This is a genomic window from Pelagibius sp., assembly GCF_965227505.1.
Classification (GTDB): Bacteria; Pseudomonadota; Alphaproteobacteria; order Kiloniellales; family Kiloniellaceae; genus Pelagibius.
Genome location: NZ_OZ245757.1, coordinates 748,957 through 767,649 on the forward strand (window position 1 = coordinate 748,957; position 18,693 = coordinate 767,649).

The window sequence follows — 18,693 nt, forward strand, 5'->3', positions numbered from 1 at the left end:
GCATATGACTAAAGGATAAAGAAACGGTACAGGGCCGCTCCGGCGGCAAGCAGATGATGAGAACGGCAAAGTTTCAAATCGGCCAGATCGTGAAGCATCGATTCTTTCCTTTTCGCGGCGTGATCTTCGATGTCGACCCGACCTTCTCCAACACCGAGGAGTGGTGGCAGGCGATCCCGGAGGATATTCGGCCACGCAAGGACCAGCCGTTCTATCACCTCCTGGCGGAAAACGCTGAGACGTCTTACATCGCCTACGTATCGGAGCAGAACCTTGTGATCGACGAAAGCGGGGACGCCGTATCCCACCCTCAGGTCGAAGATCTTTTCACCGGGTTCGAAGACGGCCACTACGTGCCACGGCAGTCTCTCGCCAACTGACCGCGTACCCCAACCAGGCAGCGGCCGCTTCGCTGTGTGCCCGTTGAGGGACGAACCGCCTAAAGCTCCGCATCTGCCTCCAGACCCAGCTCTGCTGAAATGCGCACAGAAAGACGCTTCAGCGCACGGTCGCGAATGTCATAGATCGTTCGCCGGCCACACCCGAAGCGTCTGCGCAACACGGCGACCTTGGCTCCGCAGGCAAGGCCGAAGAGGACGGCCAGGTCGCGCCGCGGGTTCTTGCCTCCGGCCAACGGCAACCAGGCAAGCACGATGTCCATGCGGTCGATAGCCTCGGCGCTCGCAGGGCTTCGCCGCAGCGTCGTCGTATCGGTCGCCGCGTGCCCGCCGCGCAGACTGTCGTCGTAATGCCGGACGAAATCCGGCCAGTGCGCGCGACTTGCCGCCGTCAGCCAGCCCCGCTCGCGGTTTGGCAGGCGCGACAGGGTATCCGCGGCTTCCATCAGCAGCTCCCAAAGCGCATCCCGCAGGCTGGGCGCGTCGCACCCGGCCGACTTGGCGAGAACACGGCCGTGCGCAAGGGCCGAGCGGCCGCGCGCCAAGGTCTTTCCGGTGGCGCGCTGGCCATTCATTGTCGTCCGGCTCCGCATCCTCTCAGGCACCGCGCCAAAAGCGAAGCGGCGGGCGGTTCCCCGATCTGGGTGAACGGGGGATCTGTCGGTCGCCCTTTCTCGCAGCCGGCGCGTCCGGATGCAGCCGGCAGCCCCATGCGACCAGAGCGCGCCGCGCATCCTCTTCGCTCCAAACGGCACGTGCACCATTCCCGGCGCGCTTCAGGTGCGCCATCAGTCGCCGTTCCTCCTCTGTCACCTTCTCCGCCTCCACCCGCCTGATGTCACCGTCCCACCAGCGGTCTCGCGGTGCCTTTACCAACAGGAAGTAGCACCGCCCGGCAGGAGAGATGATCACCGTATCAGGCAGCTGCCCCGGGCCCCGGCAGCCATCGGCTGCCGGCGGCAGCATGCGAAAGGTCCATTCCGGTGGCATGCTCCGCAGCAGCAGATCCTCGACCGCACGGCGCACGGCAGCCGCCGGGATCCTGCGCCCCTCCTTCGGCGACCCACGCTGTGCGAATGCGCCCTTTCTGGCGGACGTCTCAGACGAAGGTCCTGCTGCTTCTGCCACCGCATTCTCCCTGGAATATGTTCCGTAATTCGCAACTCATCGTAGCCATGGATTGCGAAAATTGCAATAGACATATCGTAGCAAATTTCGCAATTTATGCTCATGCAAAAACAATGGTTCCAACAACGCCTGCGCCAGCTTGGCAAAACCCAGAGGGGGCTGGCCAAGCACATGGGGCTGGACCCCTCGCGCATCACCGAGATCCTCAATCAGAGCCGCAGCATCAAGATCGAAGAGGCGGTCGAGATCGCCGACTATCTGGAGACGCCGCTGGACGACCTGATGATCAAGCTCGGCGCTCCGATCAGCGGCAGCATCAAGGCCTCCAGCCTAGTGGTCGGCTACGTCGGTGCCGGGGAGACAGTGATGTCAATCGACGATCATGCCAAAGGCAGCGGTCTCTATAAAATTGAGGCGCCTCAAGGCGAAGGCGGGGGTGTCTGTGTCGTCGTCCGCGGCAACTCCATGGCTCCGCGCTTCAAGGATGGAGAGCATCTCGGCTACACCCGCGAGGAGGGGCTCGATCTCGCGAACTGCTATGGGCGCGAGTGTGTCGTCCAGACCAAGGACGGCCGTCAGCTCGTCAAAATCGTCGAGCCGGGCAACAAGAAGGGAGAAGTAACGCTTGTCTCGGTCAATGCCGCCACGCCGATCGAGCACAACGTTCCCGTCGAATGGGTGGCACCGGTCACCTGGGTTAAACTGAGGCCCCGTCCCTAGTGCCTGACCCGTTGCGGTAACCGCTTTTCACCGGCTGACGATCCAACCTGAAGGCGATTGTCTCGACTCATTTATCCGGAAATCCAGCCAGGATGCGAACAGGACTGTTGCGGTTTTCGCCCTTTGAATCACCAAGGCGGTCCAAACACGCAAGGCCCTCGAAACATCAGGCGCCACACCGGCCAGCCGCGCCGCTCTTGACGCTTGACGTCGCTGAGCAATGTGGTCCCTCTAGAGAGGGGGCATCAAAAAAAGCATTCCGAACATGGACTCTGGGTCAGCCATTCTGAAGTCGACCGCCGGTGCAGGGCCGGGTCCGCAAGGCCCTGTGCCGCCTGCACAGTCTGCGCTCTTTCTCGATGTGGACGGAACGCTGCTCTCATTTGCTCCGCGTCCCCAGGAGGTGCGCGTGCCGGACTTCCTGGTGTCTCTGTTAGCAGACATACAAGAACGCCTCGATGGCGCCCTGGCCCTGGTCAGCGGGCGCCGCATCGCCGAACTGGATGCCCTTTTCACACCGCTGCGCCTGGCCGCTGCCGGGGTCCATGGCTTGGAGAGCCGCAAAGCGGAGGGCGACATCGCTACCGGGCACCGAGCGGATGTGTTAAACGCTTTGCGGCAACCTCTCGCAGAATTTGCCGATGCCTACCCGGGATTGCTGCTCGAAGACAAAGGACTCGCAATGGCTCTGCACTTTCGCATGGCGCCCCAGCTTGAGGGTGAGGCAGAGCGAATCGTCGCAGCCTTGCTGCGGGAATCAGGTCCGCTGGTCGAATTGAAACGTGGCAAGATGGTGCTCGAAGTGAAGCCCAAGGGCGCAAGCAAGGGAACCGCCATTGCGGCTTTCATGGAAGAGGCTCCCTTTCACGGCCGGGCGCCGGTCTTCGTCGGCGATGACGTCACCGACGAAGACGGCTTTGACACGGTGAATCGCCTCGGCGGACTTTCCATCAAAGTGGGGACTGCCGGCGCCACCAAGGCCCGGCACCGCTTGTCCGACGAACAGGCGGTGCATGCCTGGCTTACAAGATTTACTGCTGACAGGACCCAGGTCTGACGCGACGTGAACACACTTGATCTTGCCGTAATCGGAAACTGCACCTTCGGGGCTTTGCTGGATCAGCGCGCCCGCATCGTCTGGGCCTGTATGCCGCGTTTTGACAGCGACCCGGTGTTCTCCAACCTCGTCGCCGGCGACGACAGCGCCAGAGGCGTCTACGAAATCGAACTTCTCGACTTCGTGCGCTCCGAACAGCACTACCGGGAGAACTCGGCCGTGGTGGTGACCCGGCTCTACGACTCTGCCGACGGCGTCGTCGAGATCACGGACTTTGCGCCACGCTTCAAGCACTTCGACCGTATCCACAGGCCGCCGTCGATTATCCGGCACGTGAGGCCCTTGTCCGGCAGCCCGCGCATAAGGTTGCGCGTCAGCCCGACTTACGACTACGGCCGGTGCGATCCCGAGATCACCCGGGGCAGTAACCATCTGCGCTTCGTGATGCCGCATCTTACCCTGCGGCTGACCACCGACGGGCCGATCACCTATGTCACCGAACAGACGCCGTTCATTCTTGAACGCCCGGTGACGTTGATCCTGGGACCCGATGAAAGCCTCACCGCCCCCGTGGACGAGACCAGCCGCGAGTTCTTCAAGAAGACCGACGAGTACTGGCGGGAATGGTGCCGCTACCTGGCGCTGCCTTTCGAGTGGCAGGACGCGGTGATCCGCGCCTCCATCACCTTGAAGCTGTGCAGCTACGAGGAGACGGGGGCCATCATCGCCGCCATGACCACCTCGATCCCGGAGGCCCCGGACTCCGGCCGCAACTGGGACTATCGTTACTGCTGGCTGAGAGATGCCTACTTCGTCGTCCATGCCCTCAACCGTCTTGGCGCGACCAAGACCATGGAGGGCTTCCTCAACTACATCTCGAACATCGTGGCCTCGAATGTCGGGGCCAACGCCGCCGACGGCCACCTTCAGCCGGTCTTTGGCATTTCTCAACTGGCCGAGCTCGACGAGGCCGTCTGTGAGTCCCTGCCCGGCTACAGGGGCATGGGTCCGGTGCGTATCGGCAACAGCGCCTATACGCAGATTCAGAACGACGGCTATGGCAGCGTTATCCTCGCCTCGACCCAGAGCTTCTTTGACCGCCGCCTCGACCACCCGGGAGACATCAGTCTCTTCGAGAAGCTGGAGCGCCTGGGCGAACAGGCGGTCAAGCTCTGGGACGCGCCCGACGCCGGCCTTTGGGAACTCAGAACCCGCCAGCAGGTGCATACCTACTCCAGCGTCATGTGCTGGGCGGCCTGCGACCGCCTGGCCAAGATCGCCGCGCAGCTGGAAATGCCGCAACGCCAAAGCCACTGGGCTGCGGCGGCGGAAAGCATCCGCCAGGGTATTCTGGACCGTGCCTGGAACGACGATCTGGGGAGCCTCGTCTCGACCTTCGGCGGCAAGGACCTGGATGCCAGCCTGCTGTGCCTTCAGGAAATCGGCTTTCTGCCCGCCACGGATCCGCGCTTTCTGGGCACCCTCGAGCAGATCGAAAGACACCTGAAGCACGGCCAGTTCATTCAGCGTTATGCGGCACCGGACGACTTCGGCTCGCCGGAAGTCGCGTTCAATGTCTGCACCTTCTGGTATATCGATGCGCTTGCTGCCGTCGGCCGGACCGACGAAGCCCGCGCCCTCTTCGAGACCATGCTCGCCGCGCGCAACGCCATGGGCCTTCTCTCGGAAGACCTCGCCCCGCAGAGCGGAGAGCTCTGGGGCAATTTTCCCCAGACCTACTCCATGGTCGGCCTGATCAGCTCCGCGATGCGTCTCTCGAAGTCCTGGGAGGAAGCCTATTGAGCCGCCTCGTCGTCGTCTCCAACCGTGTTGCGGCCAGCAAGCTGTCCCGGCCGGGATCGGAGGGTGGGCTCTCCGTTGCGCTGCGCGCTGCGCTGCGACAGCACGGCGGCATCTGGTTCGGGTGGAGCGGCAAGGTGCTGGCACGCGACTACGACCAGCCAAGCGTCGCCGAAGTCGGGAAGACCACCTTCGCCACCATAGATCTCACCCAGCGTGACTACGACGACTACTACAAGGGCTTTGCGAACTCGACGCTCTGGCCGCTTTTCCACTACCGCCTCGACCTGGCGGAGTTCTCGCAGCGAACCTGGCAGGGCTATGAGCGGGTCAACGCGCATTTTGCGCATCGGCTGCAGCCGCTCCTGAAGGACACGGACGTTGTCTGGGTGCATGATTATCACTTCACCCTGCTCGCCGAGCGCCTGCGCAACGCCAACTGCCGGCACAAGATGGGTTTCTTCCTGCATATCCCCTGGCCTGCGCTGCCGGTTTTCACCGCGCTCCCCTGGCACCGCGAGATCGTAAAGGCCCTCTGCGCCTACGATCTTATCGGCTTTCAGACGGAAGAAGACCTGGAGTGCTTTCAAGACTACATCCGCCGCGAGGTCGGCGGCGAGATCGGCGAGAACGGGGTTATTCGCGTGTTCGGCCGCACGCTCCGCGCCGGCGCCTTCCCCATCGGCGTCGATACGGAGATCTTCGCCAAGATGGCCGAAGACAGCGAGAACTCGAACCAGGTCGAGCGTCTCAAGAAAAGCCTCATCGGCCGGGACTTGATCATCGGCGTCGACCGGCTGGATTACTCAAAGGGCCTAATCAATCGTGTCGAGGCTTTCGAGCACCTTCTGACCACTTACCCCGACAACCGGGGCAACGTGGTGTTCCTGCAGATAAATCCCCCTTCGCGCGCCGATGTCGCGGACTACGTGGACATTCGCCGGGAACTGGAGGCCACCGCCGGGCGCGTGAACGGCGCATTTGCCGAGTACGATTGGGTACCGATCCGCTATCTCAACAAGAGCTTCAGCCGGCGGGTCCTCGCGGGGTTTTTCCGCAGCAGCCGCGTCGCGCTTGTCACACCGCTGCGCGACGGAATGAACCTTGTGGCGAAGGAGTACGTTGCCGCCCAGTCCGCAAAGGATCCTGGGGTTTTGGTGCTCTCCCGCTTTGCGGGCGCAGCGCGGGAACTCGATGGCGCGCTCATCGTGAACCCCTATGACGTCGAAGGCGTGGCCGAGCGCATCCAGGAAGCCCTCACCATGCCGCTCAAGGCACGGCGGGAGCGCTGGCGATCAATGTATCGCGCCATTGCCGTGAACGATGTGACAGCTTGGTGGGGCAATTACCTCGACACCTTGCAGCACGGGAAACCGATCCCTTGAGCGCTCCCGGCAACGACGCTGCCGCACTGCTGGCCGACATCGGCGGCACCAATGCGCGCTTTGCGCTACTGACACCGGACGGGCGCGGACCTCTGGTCCGGTTGAAGGTTGCCGAATACGAGACCTCCTATGACGCCCTGGCCTCGGCTCTCGAAACACTGGCGATGCCGGTCCAGACACCACCGGCAGCGGCCGTCCTTGCGTTTGCAGGCCCGGTCAGCGCCGAGCACGCTCAAATGACCAACTCGGGCTGGGAGGCCCGCAGCGACGAACTGCGCCGGCGCTTTGGCTTTCGTTCGGTCCGCTTGATGAACGATTATGCCGCTCTCGCCCTCGGCCTTGACCGCCTCACGGAGGAGGACCGCATCGCGATAGGCCCCTCTCTTCCGGCCCCGGGCGGTGCGCTGGCCGTGATCGGGCCCGGCTCGGGTCTCGGCGTCGCCGCCTTCATGCCCGCTGCGCCACAGCCTCGGGTTCTGGTTGGCGAAGGCGGCCATTCGACGATGGCAGCCACCAACGATGTCGAGGCCGATGTGCTGGCTTTTCTGCGCACGCGCCATGGTCATGTTTCCGCCGAACGTCTGCTGTCCGGCCCGGGTCTCGCCAACATTCATCAGGCTCTCTCCACCCTCGAAGGCGTGGCCGTCGAAGCGATGACGCCGGCGGAGATCACTGACCGTGGGCTTGAGGACTCGGACGCTTTGTGCCGCCGCACGCTGGAAGTCTTCTGCGCCTTTCTCGGATCCTTTGCGGGCTCCATGGCGCTTTGCTATGGCGCGCAGGGCGGGGTCTATCTCGGCGGCGGCATCCTGCCGCGCTTTCCTGAATTCCTCGCCGCATCGGATTTCCGCAAACGGTTCGAAGACAAAGGCCGCTTGAGACCCTATCTCGCCGAGATTCCGACCTGGCTCATCCGTCAGCCTGATGCCGCCTTCGCCGGCCTTTCCGTGGCCGCACAGCAGCTCTTGTGTACCCCGGATCGCTTTCCCGCCGCATAGCTGAAGCCCGCAAGAAGCGGATATAGAAGTCTGATGAGGCCCCTATTCTGGCCGCGGAACCGGTTTTTGGAGACGGCGCATGCGTCCACCGCAAATGACCTATCGCGATTGGTTGCAGATCGTCCTGCTGGCTCTGGTTTGGGGCATTTCCTTTTTCCTCACCGAGATCTGCCTCCGCGACCTCGGGCCCCTTACCCTGGCCACGGCACGCGTCGGTCTTGCCGCCATGGCGCTGCTGGCCTTTGCCGCGATGCGGGGCGAGGAGCTGCCAAAGGGCTGGACCGACTGGGGCACCCTCGCCTTCATGGGGCTTATCAACAACGCCCTGCCCTTTTCTCTCATCATGTGGGGGCAGGTCTCTATCGACAGTGGACTGGCCTCGATCCTGAATGCCACGACGCCGCTCTTCGCCTTCGTCTTCGCGCATTTCCTGACGAAGGACGAGCGCATGACCCGCCACGGTGCGGCCGGGGTCGGCATCGGCTTCCTGGGGGCGGTGGTGTTGATCGGCCCGGGCGCCCTGGCCGGCATCGGTATCCAGTCCTGGGGCCAGATGGCCGTCATGGCCGCCGCCATGTCCTATGCCATGGCCGGCATCTTCGGCCGCCGTCTCAGACGCTTCAGCCCGATCGTCTCCGCCGGCTGTATGACGGCCTGCGCCGCGGTCATGCTGTTGCCGGTCGCGCTGCTGCTCGAAAGCCCGTGGACCGCGAGGCCCGATCTCGCAACCTGGTCCGCCCTGGCAACCCTGGCGGTGATCAGCACCGCCTTCGCTTACATCCTCTACTTTCGGATCCTCGCCAGCGCCGGCGCGACCAACCTGCTGTTGGTCACCTTCCTGATCCCTGTCGCAGCTGTCCTTCTCGGCGCCCTGGCGCTCGGTGAGGCGGTCACCCTTACGGCCCTGGCGGGAATGCTGCTTATCTTCCTGGGCCTGGCTGTGATCGACGGGCGTCTCTTCAAGGCCTTCCACCGTCGCCGCGGCTCTCTTCTTCGGCGTCGGGCGGAGCCTCCCAATCCCTCCTGACACCTCGGTCCGGGCGGGAAGAAAAAATCCACAAGCCGATGGCTGTGGCTTTACTCCCCCTTAACCGGTTTACTCAAAAAATGCCCTCGATCTAATCAAAACAGTCAGGGGCATCAGATGGGACTGTCGAAATCCTCCGTCGAAACGCTGATCGATCTCGTTGAGATCAAGTTGAGCTGCGTCGAGGTCTATGATCGGGACGATTCGCGGGAACTCTTGAACCTGCAGCGCTGCAAGGACGAGCTGGCCGTCCTGGCGGGCCGCGCCGAGACCGCACCTTCCGAGATTGTGGCTCTGCGGCCGAGGGGCCGGCGCCGGGGTCGCAGGCCGTCCGCCTGACCGCTGGGAAGTCCCGGCGGTTCCATCGCAGGGACTTTATGTCCTGCCTAGCCTGGAACCGCCATGCCCTTCTCCACCGCCGGCCGGGCCGCGATGGCGTCGTACCAGCGCTTCACCTGAGGGAAGTCCTCCAGGACGATCCCCTGCCACTCGTGCCGGGCCGCCCAGGGAAAAGTCGCGATATCGGCCACCGAGTAGTCTCCGGCCAGATACTCAACCTCCTCCAGGCGCTTGTTCAAAACGCCGTAAAGCCGCCCTGCTTCGTTTGAGTAGCGATTGACGGCATAGGGAATCTGCTCTGGCGCGAAGCGCCGGAAGTGATGGGCCTGCCCCAGCATCGGGCCGAAGCCGCCCATCTGCCACATCAGCCATTGCAGCGCCGCGTTGCGGTCGCGCGGGTCATCCGGCATCAGCTGCCCTGTCTTCTCGGCCAGGTACAGCAGGATCGCGCCCGTCTCGAAGACCGAAATGGGCTCGCCGTCAGGGCCCTGGGGATCGACGATGGCGGGGATCTTGTTGTTCGGGCTGATTTTCAGGAAATCAGGAGCGAACTGCTCATCCTTGGTGATGTTGACCGAGTGGGCGGCATAGTCCAGCCCCAGTTCCTCCAAGGCGATGGAGACCTTTCTGCCGTTCGGTGTGGTCCAGGTATAGAAGTCGATGGTCACCTGTCAGTGCTCCCCTGCTCCGCATCACCCCTGAATGAATGACTCTTCGAACGGGTCGGCGCGGATCGCTCCCGCACGAGAGAGCGTTCGTCTTCGCCGATCCCCTTTCCGCCCCTATCTCCGGGCGTATTGCGTTGCCCCGAAGAGGATTTCCTTGGCCTTGGCGTCGAAGCCCTCGCTGCGCAGATTGGCCAGCACCTCAACGCCCCGCTGCACCGCCGGGCGCTCGGCGATTTCCTCGAACCAGCGCTTGTAGTTGGGATAATCGTCGCGGTTCACGCCCTGGCGGTCGGGCGTGCGGGTCCATGGCCAGGCGGCGATGTCTGCGATGGAGTATGCGTCGCCGCCCAGGAAGCGGGCTTCGGAAAGGCGCGTATCCAAGACACGGTAGAGCCGGTTGGCTTCATTGGTATAACGCTGATAGGCGTACTCGATGCGCTCGGGGGCGTAATTCCTGAAGTGGTGCGCCTGCCCCAGCATCGGCCCGAGGCCGCCCATCTGCCACATCAGCCACTGCAGGGTTGCGTAGCGCGCACGGGGCTCTTCCGGAAAGAACTTCCCGTACTTGTTGGCCAGATATATCAGGATCGCCCCGCTCTCGAACACCGAGATGGGCTTGCCATCGGGTCCCTCGGGATCGACGATCGCCGGCATCTTGTTGTTCGGGCTGACCTTGAGAAACTCCGGATCGAACTGGTCGCCGGCGCCGATGTTGATCGCATGCACGTTGTAGGGAACGCCCAGTTCCTCCAGCATGATATGTATCTTGTGCCCGTTGGGCGTTGCCCAGGAGTAGAGCTCGATTGCCATGACCTTCTTCCTTGCCCCATAGGAGGATGGCGTTCCTTTCCAGGGACCATCCGGCGGCACCCCTGCCGCGCATGGGGGAACACATGCGGTCCCTGGAGAGTCTTTGCAAGGCCGAAGATCGATCTTGAGGCCGCCGGACAGTGTCCCTACCTAGGGATAGAGAGACCACGGAGAAGGCGATGAGCTACAGCCTGAACGCCGATTTCAGCCAGCCGGCGGAAATGGACACGGCCAAGATGGACTGGCAGGCAAGCCCCAGCGCCACCGTGTGGCGCAAGCGCCTGGACTTGGTGGACGGGGAGTTCAGTCGCGTGACTTCGGTGGTCCGCTACGACCCCGAGTCGAGTTTTCATTCCCACGACCATCCTCAGGGCGAGGAGATTCTGGTCCTGGAGGGTACCTTCTCGGACGAGCACGGCGACTATCCGGCCGGCACCTATCTGCTGAACCCCCAAGGCTTCCGCCACGCCCCCTTTTCGACGGAAGGCTGTACGATCTTCGTCAAGCTGTGCCAGTTCCCAGGCGCAAACCGCGAGCACGTGGTGGTCGACACCAACGGTGCCGATGGCTGGCGGGCCGTCGCCCCGGGCGCCGAGGAGCTGATGCTCTACCAGGACGCCGGCTATCCGGAGGACATCCGTCTGGTGCGCCTCGCGCCGGGCGCGTCCCTGCCGCCGGCCCTGGTCGACGCCAACGCCGCCGGGGCCGGCTTGGAGATCTTTGTTGTCTCCGGCCGCCTCGGCCATGACGAGCGGCGCCTGAATGCCGGTGCCTGGTTGCGGGAACCGAGGGGGCTCTCCACTGTCGTGACCGCCGGGACGGAGACGACGCTCTATATCAAGCGCAATCACCTGCGGGCCTAATCCGCGCCGTCTTACCCGAAGCCATATCTCCGCCACGTGCGATCATCGGGTGCCCTTGCGGTCCGGTGACCGGTCGATCGTCGCTCGGGGATGGCCTTGCTTTGAACAACAGGCAAAGTCGGATCGGATTTATCTAAAATCTATGACAAATACATATTGAACTTAATTCAAATAAAAAGGAAATTCATATCAATAAAAATTGACTACTATTTTCATTTTGTTTAGCTTTCTCGCAACGAGATCATTAGATGGATAGTTCGATGGTCGAACTTGCGAGTAACACTCAGGAATTCGGCGGAGACCTGGCGCCCTTCACGCCCGGCCAGATTGCGGTCCGCGCTGCCGAAGCCTTCAGCCGCGGCGTTATGTCGAACGAGGAGCGCTCGGCAGCGCTGGAGGTCTTCCGCTGGCTGGCCTGCCATACCGAAGCCGACGTGCGCCAGAGCTTCGCTGAGCACATCAAGTCCTCACCGCTGCTGCCGGACAGCATTGCCTTTACCCTCGCCCAGGACATCGAATCCGTCGCCACGCCGATTCTCCGCACCTCTCTGGCACTCTCGGACCGGGACCTCCTTGCGATCGTCGAGGCCGGCAGCACCGAAAAGCAATGCGCCATTGCCGCCCGCGACACCGTCAGCGAGGTCGTTTCCAGCGCCCTTGTCGATACCGGCAAGCAAAGCGTGGTGGAGATTCTGCTGGCGAACGACGGCGCGGAGATCTCCGAGACGTCCTACCGCAAGCTCCTCGACGCCTTCGCCGAAGAGCCGGACATCCACAAGCTTCTCGTAGAACGTCGCACACTGCCTTTCGCAGTTCAGGAGCGGCTGGTCGTCCTCGTATGCGAAGAACTCCGGGCGCGCCTTGTCGACAAGCACAGCTTCCCTGCGACGCTGGCCGATCAGCTTGCCCGGCACGGCCGCGAACGGGCTCTTGCCCGGTCTCTGGCCACACTGGATTCCGCGGAGGAGATTGAGGCGGCGGCCATGCGGCTTCACCTGAACGGAAGCCTGACGGCGACCTTGTTGCTGAGGGTGCTCTGCACCGGCCAACTGGAGTTCGTCGGCACCGGATTTGCCACGCTTGCCCGCGTCTCCGCTTCCAAGGCGCAGAAGGTCCTGCGCGAAGCCGGCACCCCGGCGCTGCAGTCCCTTTATCGGAAGACCGGCCTTCCGGATCATCTCCAAAAAGCGTTCCAGGTTGTCCTTGAAATCGTGTTGCAGGCGCGCCGTGCCAAGGGGTCAACGATCCATGCCGACGTCCTGGAGCAGCACATCGTCGACGACCTCGTAAGGGCCTACCGCAGGCTCAGTCCCGACGGCTTGGAAAGTGTCATGTTTCAGATCGGCCGGTTGACGGAACAGGATTAGGCGCTCCAGCCGATGGGCGGCTGATCGCCGCCGCGATCACCCCAGCTTCTTGCGCAGGACCTGGTTCACCATGCCGGGGTTGGCTTTGCCCTGGGTGGCCTTCATCACCTGGCCGACGAACCAGCCCAGGATCTTCTCGTTGCCGCCCTTGAACTGCTCCACCTGCTTGGGGTTGTTGGCGATGATCTCCTCCACCAGGCCCTCGATCGCAGAGCTGTCGGAGATCTGCTTCAGCCCCTTGGCCTCGACGATGGCCTCGGCCTCCTCGCCGCTTTCCCACATCGCCTCGAAGACCTCCTTGGCGATACGCCCGGAAATGGTGTTGTCCGCGATGAGGTCCAGCAGGCCGCCCAGCTTCCTGGCATCCACCGGCGCTGCCGCCAGTTCGGCGCCGCTTTTGTTGAGCGCACCGAAGAACTCGCCGATGACCCAGTTGGCCGCCAGCTTTGGATCGCGCCCCTCGGCCACCGTCTCATAGAAGGCCGCCGTCTCTCGGTCGGCCACCAGCACGCCGGCGTCATAGGCCGGCAGGCCGAAGTCGCCGATAAACCTCGCCTTCTTGGTATCCGGCAGTTCCGGCAGAGAGGCCTTGATCTCCTCCACCCAGGCCGCGTCCAGCTCCAGCGGCAGCAGGTCCGGGTCGGGGAAGTAGCGGTAGTCGTGCGCCTCTTCCTTGGAGCGCATGGAGCGCGACTTTCCGGTCATACCATCGAACAGGCGGGTCTCCTGCACGATCTCGCCGCCTTCCTCCAGGATTTCGATCTGCCGCTTCGCCTCCATTTCGATTGCCTGCTGCACGAAACGGATGGAATTCACGTTCTTGGTTTCCGTGCGGGTGCCGAAGGGTTCGCCGGGTCGGCGCACAGAGAGGTTCACGTCGGCGCGCATGGAACCCTCGTCCATGTTGCCGTCGCATGTGCCGAGGTAGCGCAGGATGGTGCGCAGCTTGCGCAGGTAGGCTCCCGCCTCCTCCGCCGAGCGCATGTCCGGCTTGGAGACGATTTCCATCAGGGTCACACCGGACCGGTTCAGGTCGATGTAGGACTGGGTCGGATGCTGGTCGTGGATCGATTTGCCGGCATCCTGCTCCAGGTGCAGGCGCTCGATGCCCACCTCCCGGCTCTCCCCGTTCTCCAGGTCCAGGATGATGGTGCCCTCCCCGACGATGGGATGGAGGTACTGGGAGATCTGATAGCCCTGCGGCAGGTCCGCGTAGAAGTAGTTCTTGCGCTCGAAGACCGAGGTCAGGTTGATCTGGGCGTTCAGGCCCAGGCCGGTCCGCACCGCCTGCTCCACCGCGACCTTGTTCAGCACCGGCAGCATGCCCGGCATGGCCGCATCGACGAGGGAAACCTGGCTGTTCGGCTCCGCGCCGAAGGCGGTCGACGCCCCGGAGAACAGCTTGGATTTGGAGATCACCTGGGCATGGACCTCCAGCCCGATGACCATCTCCCAGTCGCCTGTCTTGCCTTTAATCAAAGTCATTGCCGCCTCGCCATACTTAACATTCAGCCTAGCAAATCTGGTAGCCGAAGTAACTGCACCAGCCTGAATAGGCAATCTTCGCGCCCAGGGCCATCGTAGTGACCGCCGTAAGTGCCAAGGAGGTTTGCGGATGCCTAAACTGGCGGTCCCAGTACTGGCGGACGTTTCCGAGCGTATCTCGGCGATAGGCCTAAAGACCCCCGATTGGAATAAGGCCAAGGACGAGAAGCATCAATCCAATCAAAACCTCTTCGCACCTTCGGTCGCCAGAGGCACAAAGAACATATCGAGCCTCACTCTCACCTGGCCAGACGCAGAGCATCGCTGGAATAAGGACCAGAGGCAACTTGCGCCAACAGAGTCCCGTCGTTCGCAGCCATGCCATCACAGCGCCCGCTCGTAAATCACCCGCCCGGTTTCGACGAATCCCCGCGCCTCATACCAGGGCACCAGACTCGCCTTGGCCAGCGCATGGGGCGTCAGCACGATCTCGATATCCGAGCAGCCCTTGTCCCGGGCCCAGTCGGCAACCGCCTCTACCAGGGCCGAGGCCGCACCCTTGGCGCGCCAGACCGGGTCGACGAAGAGATCTTCCAGCTCCGCATAGAGCCCCACCTCCAGACCGAAGGAGGTGCTGGCCGCCGCCGCCCCAACGGCATCCTCACCGGCGCAGGCAACGAAAGCCGCCGTATCGTCACGGGCCAGAATCTGGCGCAGGTTCTCCGCGACGCCGGCCACCGCGCCTTCGAACCCCTCTTCCGCATAGAAGCGCTCGAACAGCGGCAGCAGGAGCCCGAGGTCGTCGGGCCCGGCTTCGCGCACGGCGATCGCTGTTGCCTGCGCCGCCATGGCCACTACGCCGCCCGGAAAGCCGGTTTGGCCTCGAAGCCCGCCGCCTCTTCCAGCACGCCCGCCACCCTGAAGACCGTTTCTTCGTCGAAGGCCTTGCCCAGGATCTGCAGGCCGAGCGGCAGGCCTTCCGCCGAGAGGCCGGCCGGCACCGAGATCCCCGGCAGCCCGGCCAGGGAGGCCGGCACGGTGAAGACGTCGTTCAGGTACATGGCGATGGGGTCGTCCATCTTGTCGCCGACACCGAAGGCCGCCGAGGGCGCGGTCGGCGTCAGGATCGCATCCACCGTCTCGTAGGCCTGGGCGAAGTCGCGGGCGATCAGGCTGCGCACCCGCCGTGCCTTGTTGTAGTAGGCATCGTAGTAGCCTGCGGAGAGCACATAGGTGCCGATCAGCACCCGGCGCTTCACCTCGGCGCCGAAGCCCTTGCCGCGGGTCGCTTCGTACATCTCGTCCAGGCTTGCGCCCGGCTCGCGCAGGCCGTAGCGCACGCCGTCGTAGCGTGCCAGGTTGGAAGAGGCCTCCGCCGGCGCGATGATGTAATAGGTCGGCAGCGCATAGTGGGTGTGCGGCAGGGAAATCTCGACCGTCTCAGCCCCCGCCTCTTCCAGCCAGCGGATGCCCTGCTGCCAGAGCGCCTCGATCTCGTCGGTCATGCCCTCGACCCGGTATTCCTTGGGCACGCCGATTTTCATGCCGCGGATGTCACCGCTCAGCGCCGCCTCGTAGTCCGGCACCGGGCGGTCGACCGAGGTCGAGTCCTTGCTGTCGTAGCTCGCCATGGCCCGGAGCATCAGCGCCGAGTCTCTGACCGTCCGGGTCATCGGCCCGGCCTGATCCAACGAGGACGCGAAGGCGACGATGCCCCAGCGCGAGCAGCGCCCGTAGGTCGGCTTCATGCCGACGATGCCGCAGAAGGCCGCCGGCTGGCGGATCGACCCGCCGGTGTCGGTCCCGGTCGCCGCCAGAACGGCGCGGGCGGCCACCGCGGCCGCCGATCCGCCGGAGGAGCCACCGGGCACCAGGGGCCGGTTGTCCCCTTCCCGGCGCCAGGGGTTCTCCACCGCGCCGTAGTGGCTGGTCATGTTGGAGGAGCCCATGGCGAACTCGTCCAGGTTGGTCTTGCCCAGCAGCACCGCGCCGGCGTCCCAGAGATTCCGGCTCACCGTCGATTCATAGGTCGGGTGAAAGCCGTCCAGGATGTGGGAGCCGGCGGTCGTCAGCACCCCCTCGGTGCAGAACAGGTCCTTCATGCCGATGGGCAGGCCTTCCAGAAGACCGGCCTCCCCGGCAGCGCGCCGGGAGTCGGAGGCCTCGGCCATCGCCAGCGCCTTTTCCGGCGTTTCGGTGATGAAGGCGTTCAGGGGCCGGGCCGCCTCTACGGCGGCCACGTGGGCCTCCGTCAGCTCCTTGGCAGAGACTTCGCCCTTGCCCAGCAGGTCGCGGGCGCCGGCCAGCGTGAGGGCGGTCAGATCGCTCATCACTCCACCACCTTCGGCACCGCATAGAAGCCGTGGGCGGCTTCCGGCGCATTGGCCGTCACCTTGTCGGGGTAGCCGCCGTCGGTCACTTCGTCTTCGCGCAGCGGCAGAGTCATCGACACCACCGAGGTCATGGGCTCGACCCCCTCGGTGTCCAGCTCGGAAAGCTGCTCGATCCAGCCCAGAATGTTCGAAAGCTCCCCGGCCAGGGCCTCGCTCTGGGTCTCATCGATGCGAATGCGCGCCAAACTCGCGATTTTCGCGACGGTATCCTTGTCGACCGACATCGGCCAGCCACCCTCTTTTTGGAAGGCCCCGACCGTCCGTGCGAGCTGGTCCGTTGAGCGGTCGTGCACCACGAAGATCAGGGCATTGAAAAACCGCCGGAAACTAGCACCGGCCCCGGCGCCCTGCAAGGTCGCGCCCGGCCTGCCTTGCCGGCCTCCGCCCGCTCCGCCTATAACGGCCCGATGCAGGAAACGGCACCCCAGGATCTGCCGCAGAAGCTCGCCCGCGGCCAGCGGCTGCTGGGCATCGACCCCGGCAGCAAGACCCTCGGTCTCGCGGTCTCCGATGGCCTGCTCTCCATCGCCTCGCCGCTCACCACCCTCAAACGCGGCAAGTTCACCGAAGACGCCGCCCGGCTGGCGGAGATCTGCCGGGAGGAGCGGATCGGCGGCCTCGTCATCGGCCTGCCCGTCAACATGGACGGCAGCGAGGGGCCGCGCTGCCAGTCGGTCCGCCAGTTCGCCCGCAACCTTGCGGAGAAGGCCGGCTTCGAGATGCCCATCGCGTTCTGGGACGAGCGGCTTTCCACCGCCGCGGTGGAGCGCTTCCTTGTGGACGAGGCCGACATGACCCGAAAGCGCCGCGCCGCGGTGGTGGACAAGATGGCCGCCGCCTACATCCTCCAGGGCGCCCTCGACGCCATTGCGGCCCGCAGACCCGGCTGACGGGGAGGCCAACTCTTGACCCGCCAGCCCTTGACCCTGGGATGACCGCGCGGCAAAACGGCTGATATTCCGCCACCGAGCACGCCGCCAAGGACCCCCGTCGCATGACCGCTCCCCTTTCCGGCCTGCGGGTCTTCGATCTGACCCGCATTCTGGCAGGCCCCACCTGCACCCAGCTCCTGGGGGATCTGGGGGCCGACGTCATCAAGGTCGAGCGCCCGGGTCAGGGCGACGATACCCGGAAGTGGGGGCCGCCGTTCGTCCCGGGCCCCGACGGCAGCGACACCACGGAGAGCGCCTATTTCCTCTCCGCCAACCGCAACAAGCGCTCCCTCGCCATCGATATCTCCCAGCCCGAAGGGCAGGCCCTGGCCAGGAAAGTCATCGGCTACTGCGATATCCTGGTGGAGAACTTCAAGGTCGGGAACCTCGCCCGCTATGGCCTGGGCTACGACGACCTGAAGGAATCCCATCCCGGGCTGATCTACTGCTCGATCACCGGCTTCGGCCAGACCGGGCCCTATGCCGCCCGGGCAGGCTACGACTACCTGGCCCAGGGCATGGGCGGGATGATGAGCCTGACCGGCGAGCCCGAGGGGGAGCCGGTGAAGGTGGGTGTCGGCATCGCCGACATCATGTGCGGAATGTATGCCTCCTCGGCGATCCTGGCCGCCCTCCACTGCCGCGGTATGACCGGCCTCGGTCAGCATATCGACCTCGGCCTGCTGGACAGTCAGGTGGCCTGGCTCTCCTACGAGGGGCTCAACTACCTGACCTCGGGCGAGGTGCCGAAGCGTCAGGGCAACGAGCACCCCAACATCGTGCCCTATAAAGTGATGCCCTGCGCCGACGGGCTGGTGATCATCGCCGTGGGCAACGATGCGCAGTTTGCGCGTTTCTGCGAGTTTGCCGGCTGCGCAGAACTGGCCGAGGACGAACGGTTCCAGACCAACGCAGCCCGCGTGCGCAATCGCGACGCCCTCTATGGCCATCTGCCCGAATACACCAGGCGCAAGACCCAGAAGGAGTGGGTCGACGGCCTGGAAGAACGCGGCGTGCCCTGCGGACCCGTGAACACGCTCGACAAGGTCTTCGCCGATCCGCAGGTTCTGGCCCGCGGCATGAAGGTCGCCCTGCCCTACCCCGGCTGCGAGAAGGGCGAGGTGGATGTCATCGGCAACCCCATCAAGTTCTCGGAGACCCCGGTGGAGTATCGATTCGCACCCCCGCGCGCCGGTCAGCACAGCGACGAGATTCTGCGGGAACTGCTCGATATGGGGCCGGAGGACTGCGCGCGACTGCGCGGAAAAGGCATCATCTGAAGCCGTTCTCGCAAAGGACCGCCGGACCCGCTTGCCCAAGCTC

At 64.1% G+C, this 18,693-nt stretch carries 19 protein-coding genes; 12 read left to right on the plus strand and 7 right to left on the minus strand.

The genetic code is table 11. The annotated features are described in order from the left end of the window. Nucleotides 1-53: 53 nt before the first annotated feature. Entirely contained in the window at nucleotides 54-380 is a 327-nt protein-coding gene (gene hspQ / locus ACO06P_RS03600) for a heat shock protein HspQ (RefSeq protein WP_420348640.1), read from the plus strand. 59 nt (nucleotides 381-439) lie between these two features. Here hspQ and ACO06P_RS03605 read toward each other — a convergent pair whose 3' ends face one another. Beyond that, nucleotides 440-973: a DUF6362 family protein gene (locus ACO06P_RS03605; protein WP_420348641.1), complete on the minus strand. Its 534-nt coding sequence runs from the start codon at nucleotides 971-973 to the stop codon at nucleotides 440-442. Between the two features lie 655 nt (nucleotides 974-1,628). On the opposite strand from ACO06P_RS03605, the gene ACO06P_RS03610 reads away from it, so the two are divergent. The 7 genes from ACO06P_RS03610 to ACO06P_RS03640 all read left to right on the plus strand — a co-directional run bounded on the left by ACO06P_RS03610 (nucleotide 1,629) and on the right by ACO06P_RS03640 (nucleotide 8,852). After that, nucleotides 1,629-2,246, plus strand: a complete 618-nt coding sequence (locus ACO06P_RS03610) for a helix-turn-helix domain-containing protein (protein WP_420348642.1) — start codon at nucleotides 1,629-1,631, stop codon at nucleotides 2,244-2,246. 265 nt (nucleotides 2,247-2,511) lie between these two features. Continuing rightward, on the plus strand, nucleotides 2,512-3,303 hold the full coding sequence (otsB, locus tag ACO06P_RS03615) for a trehalose-phosphatase (protein ID WP_420348643.1): 792 nt from the start codon (nucleotides 2,512-2,514) through the stop codon (nucleotides 3,301-3,303). 6 nt (nucleotides 3,304-3,309) lie between these two features. Further along, nucleotides 3,310-5,106: a glycoside hydrolase family 15 protein gene (locus ACO06P_RS03620; RefSeq protein WP_420348644.1), complete on the plus strand. Its 1,797-nt coding sequence runs from the start codon at nucleotides 3,310-3,312 to the stop codon at nucleotides 5,104-5,106. Beyond that, the gene (gene otsA, locus ACO06P_RS03625) at nucleotides 5,103-6,488 is read left to right on the plus strand and encodes an alpha,alpha-trehalose-phosphate synthase (UDP-forming) (protein WP_420348645.1); all 1,386 of its coding nucleotides are present in this window, start codon (nucleotides 5,103-5,105) and stop codon (nucleotides 6,486-6,488) included. The genes ACO06P_RS03620 and otsA overlap by 4 nt, the downstream gene beginning before the upstream one ends. Continuing rightward, nucleotides 6,485-7,486, plus strand: coding sequence for a glucokinase (glk, locus tag ACO06P_RS03630; protein ID WP_420348646.1), 1,002 nt, complete (start codon nucleotides 6,485-6,487; stop codon nucleotides 7,484-7,486). The genes otsA and glk overlap by 4 nt, the downstream gene beginning before the upstream one ends. Nucleotides 7,487-7,565: 79 nt before the next feature. Continuing rightward, complete coding sequence (locus tag ACO06P_RS03635) at nucleotides 7,566-8,513, plus strand: DMT family transporter (RefSeq protein WP_420348647.1); 948 nt, start codon at nucleotides 7,566-7,568, stop codon at nucleotides 8,511-8,513. Nucleotides 8,514-8,630: 117 nt separating this feature from the next. Continuing rightward, nucleotides 8,631-8,852 (plus strand): hypothetical protein, encoded by a 222-nt coding sequence (locus tag ACO06P_RS03640; RefSeq protein WP_420348648.1) that lies wholly within the window; start codon nucleotides 8,631-8,633, stop codon nucleotides 8,850-8,852. A 47-nt stretch (nucleotides 8,853-8,899) separates the two neighbouring features. Here the strand turns inward: ACO06P_RS03640 and ACO06P_RS03645 are convergent, their stop codons facing one another. Beyond that, nucleotides 8,900-9,520, minus strand: a complete 621-nt coding sequence (locus ACO06P_RS03645) for a glutathione S-transferase N-terminal domain-containing protein (protein ID WP_420348649.1) — start codon at nucleotides 9,518-9,520, stop codon at nucleotides 8,900-8,902. Nucleotides 9,521-9,634: 114 nt separating this feature from the next. Continuing rightward, nucleotides 9,635-10,330, minus strand: coding sequence for a glutathione S-transferase N-terminal domain-containing protein (locus ACO06P_RS03650; protein ID WP_420348650.1), 696 nt, complete (start codon nucleotides 10,328-10,330; stop codon nucleotides 9,635-9,637). 179 nt (nucleotides 10,331-10,509) lie between these two features. Between ACO06P_RS03650 and ACO06P_RS03655 the strand changes: the two genes are divergently transcribed. Together ACO06P_RS03655 and ACO06P_RS03660 are read left to right on the plus strand one after the other, a co-directional pair. Next, complete coding sequence (locus ACO06P_RS03655) at nucleotides 10,510-11,193, plus strand: cupin domain-containing protein (RefSeq protein WP_420348651.1); 684 nt, start codon at nucleotides 10,510-10,512, stop codon at nucleotides 11,191-11,193. A 248-nt stretch (nucleotides 11,194-11,441) separates the two neighbouring features. Continuing rightward, nucleotides 11,442-12,560 (plus strand): DUF2336 domain-containing protein, encoded by a 1,119-nt coding sequence (locus tag ACO06P_RS03660; RefSeq protein ID WP_420348652.1) that lies wholly within the window; start codon nucleotides 11,442-11,444, stop codon nucleotides 12,558-12,560. 36 nt (nucleotides 12,561-12,596) lie between these two features. On the opposite strand, the gene gatB is transcribed toward ACO06P_RS03660, so the two are convergent. From gatB to gatC, 4 genes are all read right to left on the minus strand, one after another. Continuing rightward, the gene (gatB, locus tag ACO06P_RS03665; protein WP_420348653.1) at nucleotides 12,597-14,045 is read right to left on the minus strand and encodes an Asp-tRNA(Asn)/Glu-tRNA(Gln) amidotransferase subunit GatB; all 1,449 of its coding nucleotides are present in this window, start codon (nucleotides 14,043-14,045) and stop codon (nucleotides 12,597-12,599) included. Nucleotides 14,046-14,429: 384 nt separating this feature from the next. Next, entirely contained in the window at nucleotides 14,430-14,894 is a 465-nt protein-coding gene (locus ACO06P_RS03670; RefSeq protein ID WP_420348654.1) for a GNAT family N-acetyltransferase, read from the minus strand. A 5-nt stretch (nucleotides 14,895-14,899) separates the two neighbouring features. Next, nucleotides 14,900-16,375, minus strand: coding sequence for an Asp-tRNA(Asn)/Glu-tRNA(Gln) amidotransferase subunit GatA (gatA, locus tag ACO06P_RS03675; protein ID WP_420348655.1), 1,476 nt, complete (start codon nucleotides 16,373-16,375; stop codon nucleotides 14,900-14,902). Further along, on the minus strand, nucleotides 16,375-16,662 hold the full coding sequence (gene gatC / locus ACO06P_RS03680) for an Asp-tRNA(Asn)/Glu-tRNA(Gln) amidotransferase subunit GatC (RefSeq protein ID WP_420348656.1): 288 nt from the start codon (nucleotides 16,660-16,662) through the stop codon (nucleotides 16,375-16,377). The genes gatA and gatC overlap by 1 nt, the downstream gene beginning before the upstream one ends. Before the next feature lie 183 nt (nucleotides 16,663-16,845). On the opposite strand from gatC, the gene ruvX reads away from it, so the two are divergent. Both ruvX and ACO06P_RS03690 read left to right on the plus strand, forming a co-directional pair. Next, nucleotides 16,846-17,328, plus strand: a complete 483-nt coding sequence (gene ruvX, locus ACO06P_RS03685; RefSeq protein WP_420348657.1) for a Holliday junction resolvase RuvX — start codon at nucleotides 16,846-16,848, stop codon at nucleotides 17,326-17,328. 104 nt (nucleotides 17,329-17,432) lie between these two features. Next, a complete protein-coding gene (locus tag ACO06P_RS03690) occupies nucleotides 17,433-18,650 on the plus strand; it encodes a CaiB/BaiF CoA transferase family protein (protein ID WP_420348658.1) in 1,218 nt (405 codons plus the stop codon). Nucleotides 18,651-18,693: the final 43 nt, after the last annotated feature.

Excerpts from the sequence above, each read along its gene's own strand:
- ACO06P_RS03690 (WP_420348658.1), top strand. The coding sequence starts at position 17,433 with ATGACCGCTCCCCTTTCCGGCCTGCGGGTCTTCGATCTGACCCGCATT.
- gatC (WP_420348656.1), bottom strand. The coding sequence starts at position 16,662 with ATGTCGGTCGACAAGGATACCGTCGCGAAAATCGCGAGTTTGGCGCGC.
- gatB (WP_420348653.1), bottom strand. The coding sequence starts at position 14,045 with ATGACTTTGATTAAAGGCAAGACAGGCGACTGGGAGATGGTCATCGGG.
- ACO06P_RS03650 (WP_420348650.1), bottom strand. The coding sequence starts at position 10,330 with ATGGCAATCGAGCTCTACTCCTGGGCAACGCCCAACGGGCACAAGATA.
- gatA (WP_420348655.1), bottom strand. The coding sequence starts at position 16,375 with ATGAGCGATCTGACCGCCCTCACGCTGGCCGGCGCCCGCGACCTGCTG.
- ACO06P_RS03640 (WP_420348648.1), top strand. The coding sequence starts at position 8,631 with ATGGGACTGTCGAAATCCTCCGTCGAAACGCTGATCGATCTCGTTGAG.
- ruvX (WP_420348657.1), top strand. The coding sequence starts at position 16,846 with ATGCAGGAAACGGCACCCCAGGATCTGCCGCAGAAGCTCGCCCGCGGC.
- ACO06P_RS03670 (WP_420348654.1), bottom strand. The coding sequence starts at position 14,894 with ATGGCGGCGCAGGCAACAGCGATCGCCGTGCGCGAAGCCGGGCCCGAC.
- hspQ (WP_420348640.1), top strand. The coding sequence starts at position 54 with ATGATGAGAACGGCAAAGTTTCAAATCGGCCAGATCGTGAAGCATCGA.
- ACO06P_RS03605 (WP_420348641.1), bottom strand. The coding sequence starts at position 973 with ATGAATGGCCAGCGCGCCACCGGAAAGACCTTGGCGCGCGGCCGCTCG.
- ACO06P_RS03635 (WP_420348647.1), top strand. The coding sequence starts at position 7,566 with ATGCGTCCACCGCAAATGACCTATCGCGATTGGTTGCAGATCGTCCTG.
- ACO06P_RS03610 (WP_420348642.1), top strand. The coding sequence starts at position 1,629 with ATGCAAAAACAATGGTTCCAACAACGCCTGCGCCAGCTTGGCAAAACC.
- otsB (WP_420348643.1), top strand. The coding sequence starts at position 2,512 with ATGGACTCTGGGTCAGCCATTCTGAAGTCGACCGCCGGTGCAGGGCCG.
- ACO06P_RS03655 (WP_420348651.1), top strand. The coding sequence starts at position 10,510 with ATGAGCTACAGCCTGAACGCCGATTTCAGCCAGCCGGCGGAAATGGAC.
- ACO06P_RS03660 (WP_420348652.1), top strand. The coding sequence starts at position 11,442 with ATGGATAGTTCGATGGTCGAACTTGCGAGTAACACTCAGGAATTCGGC.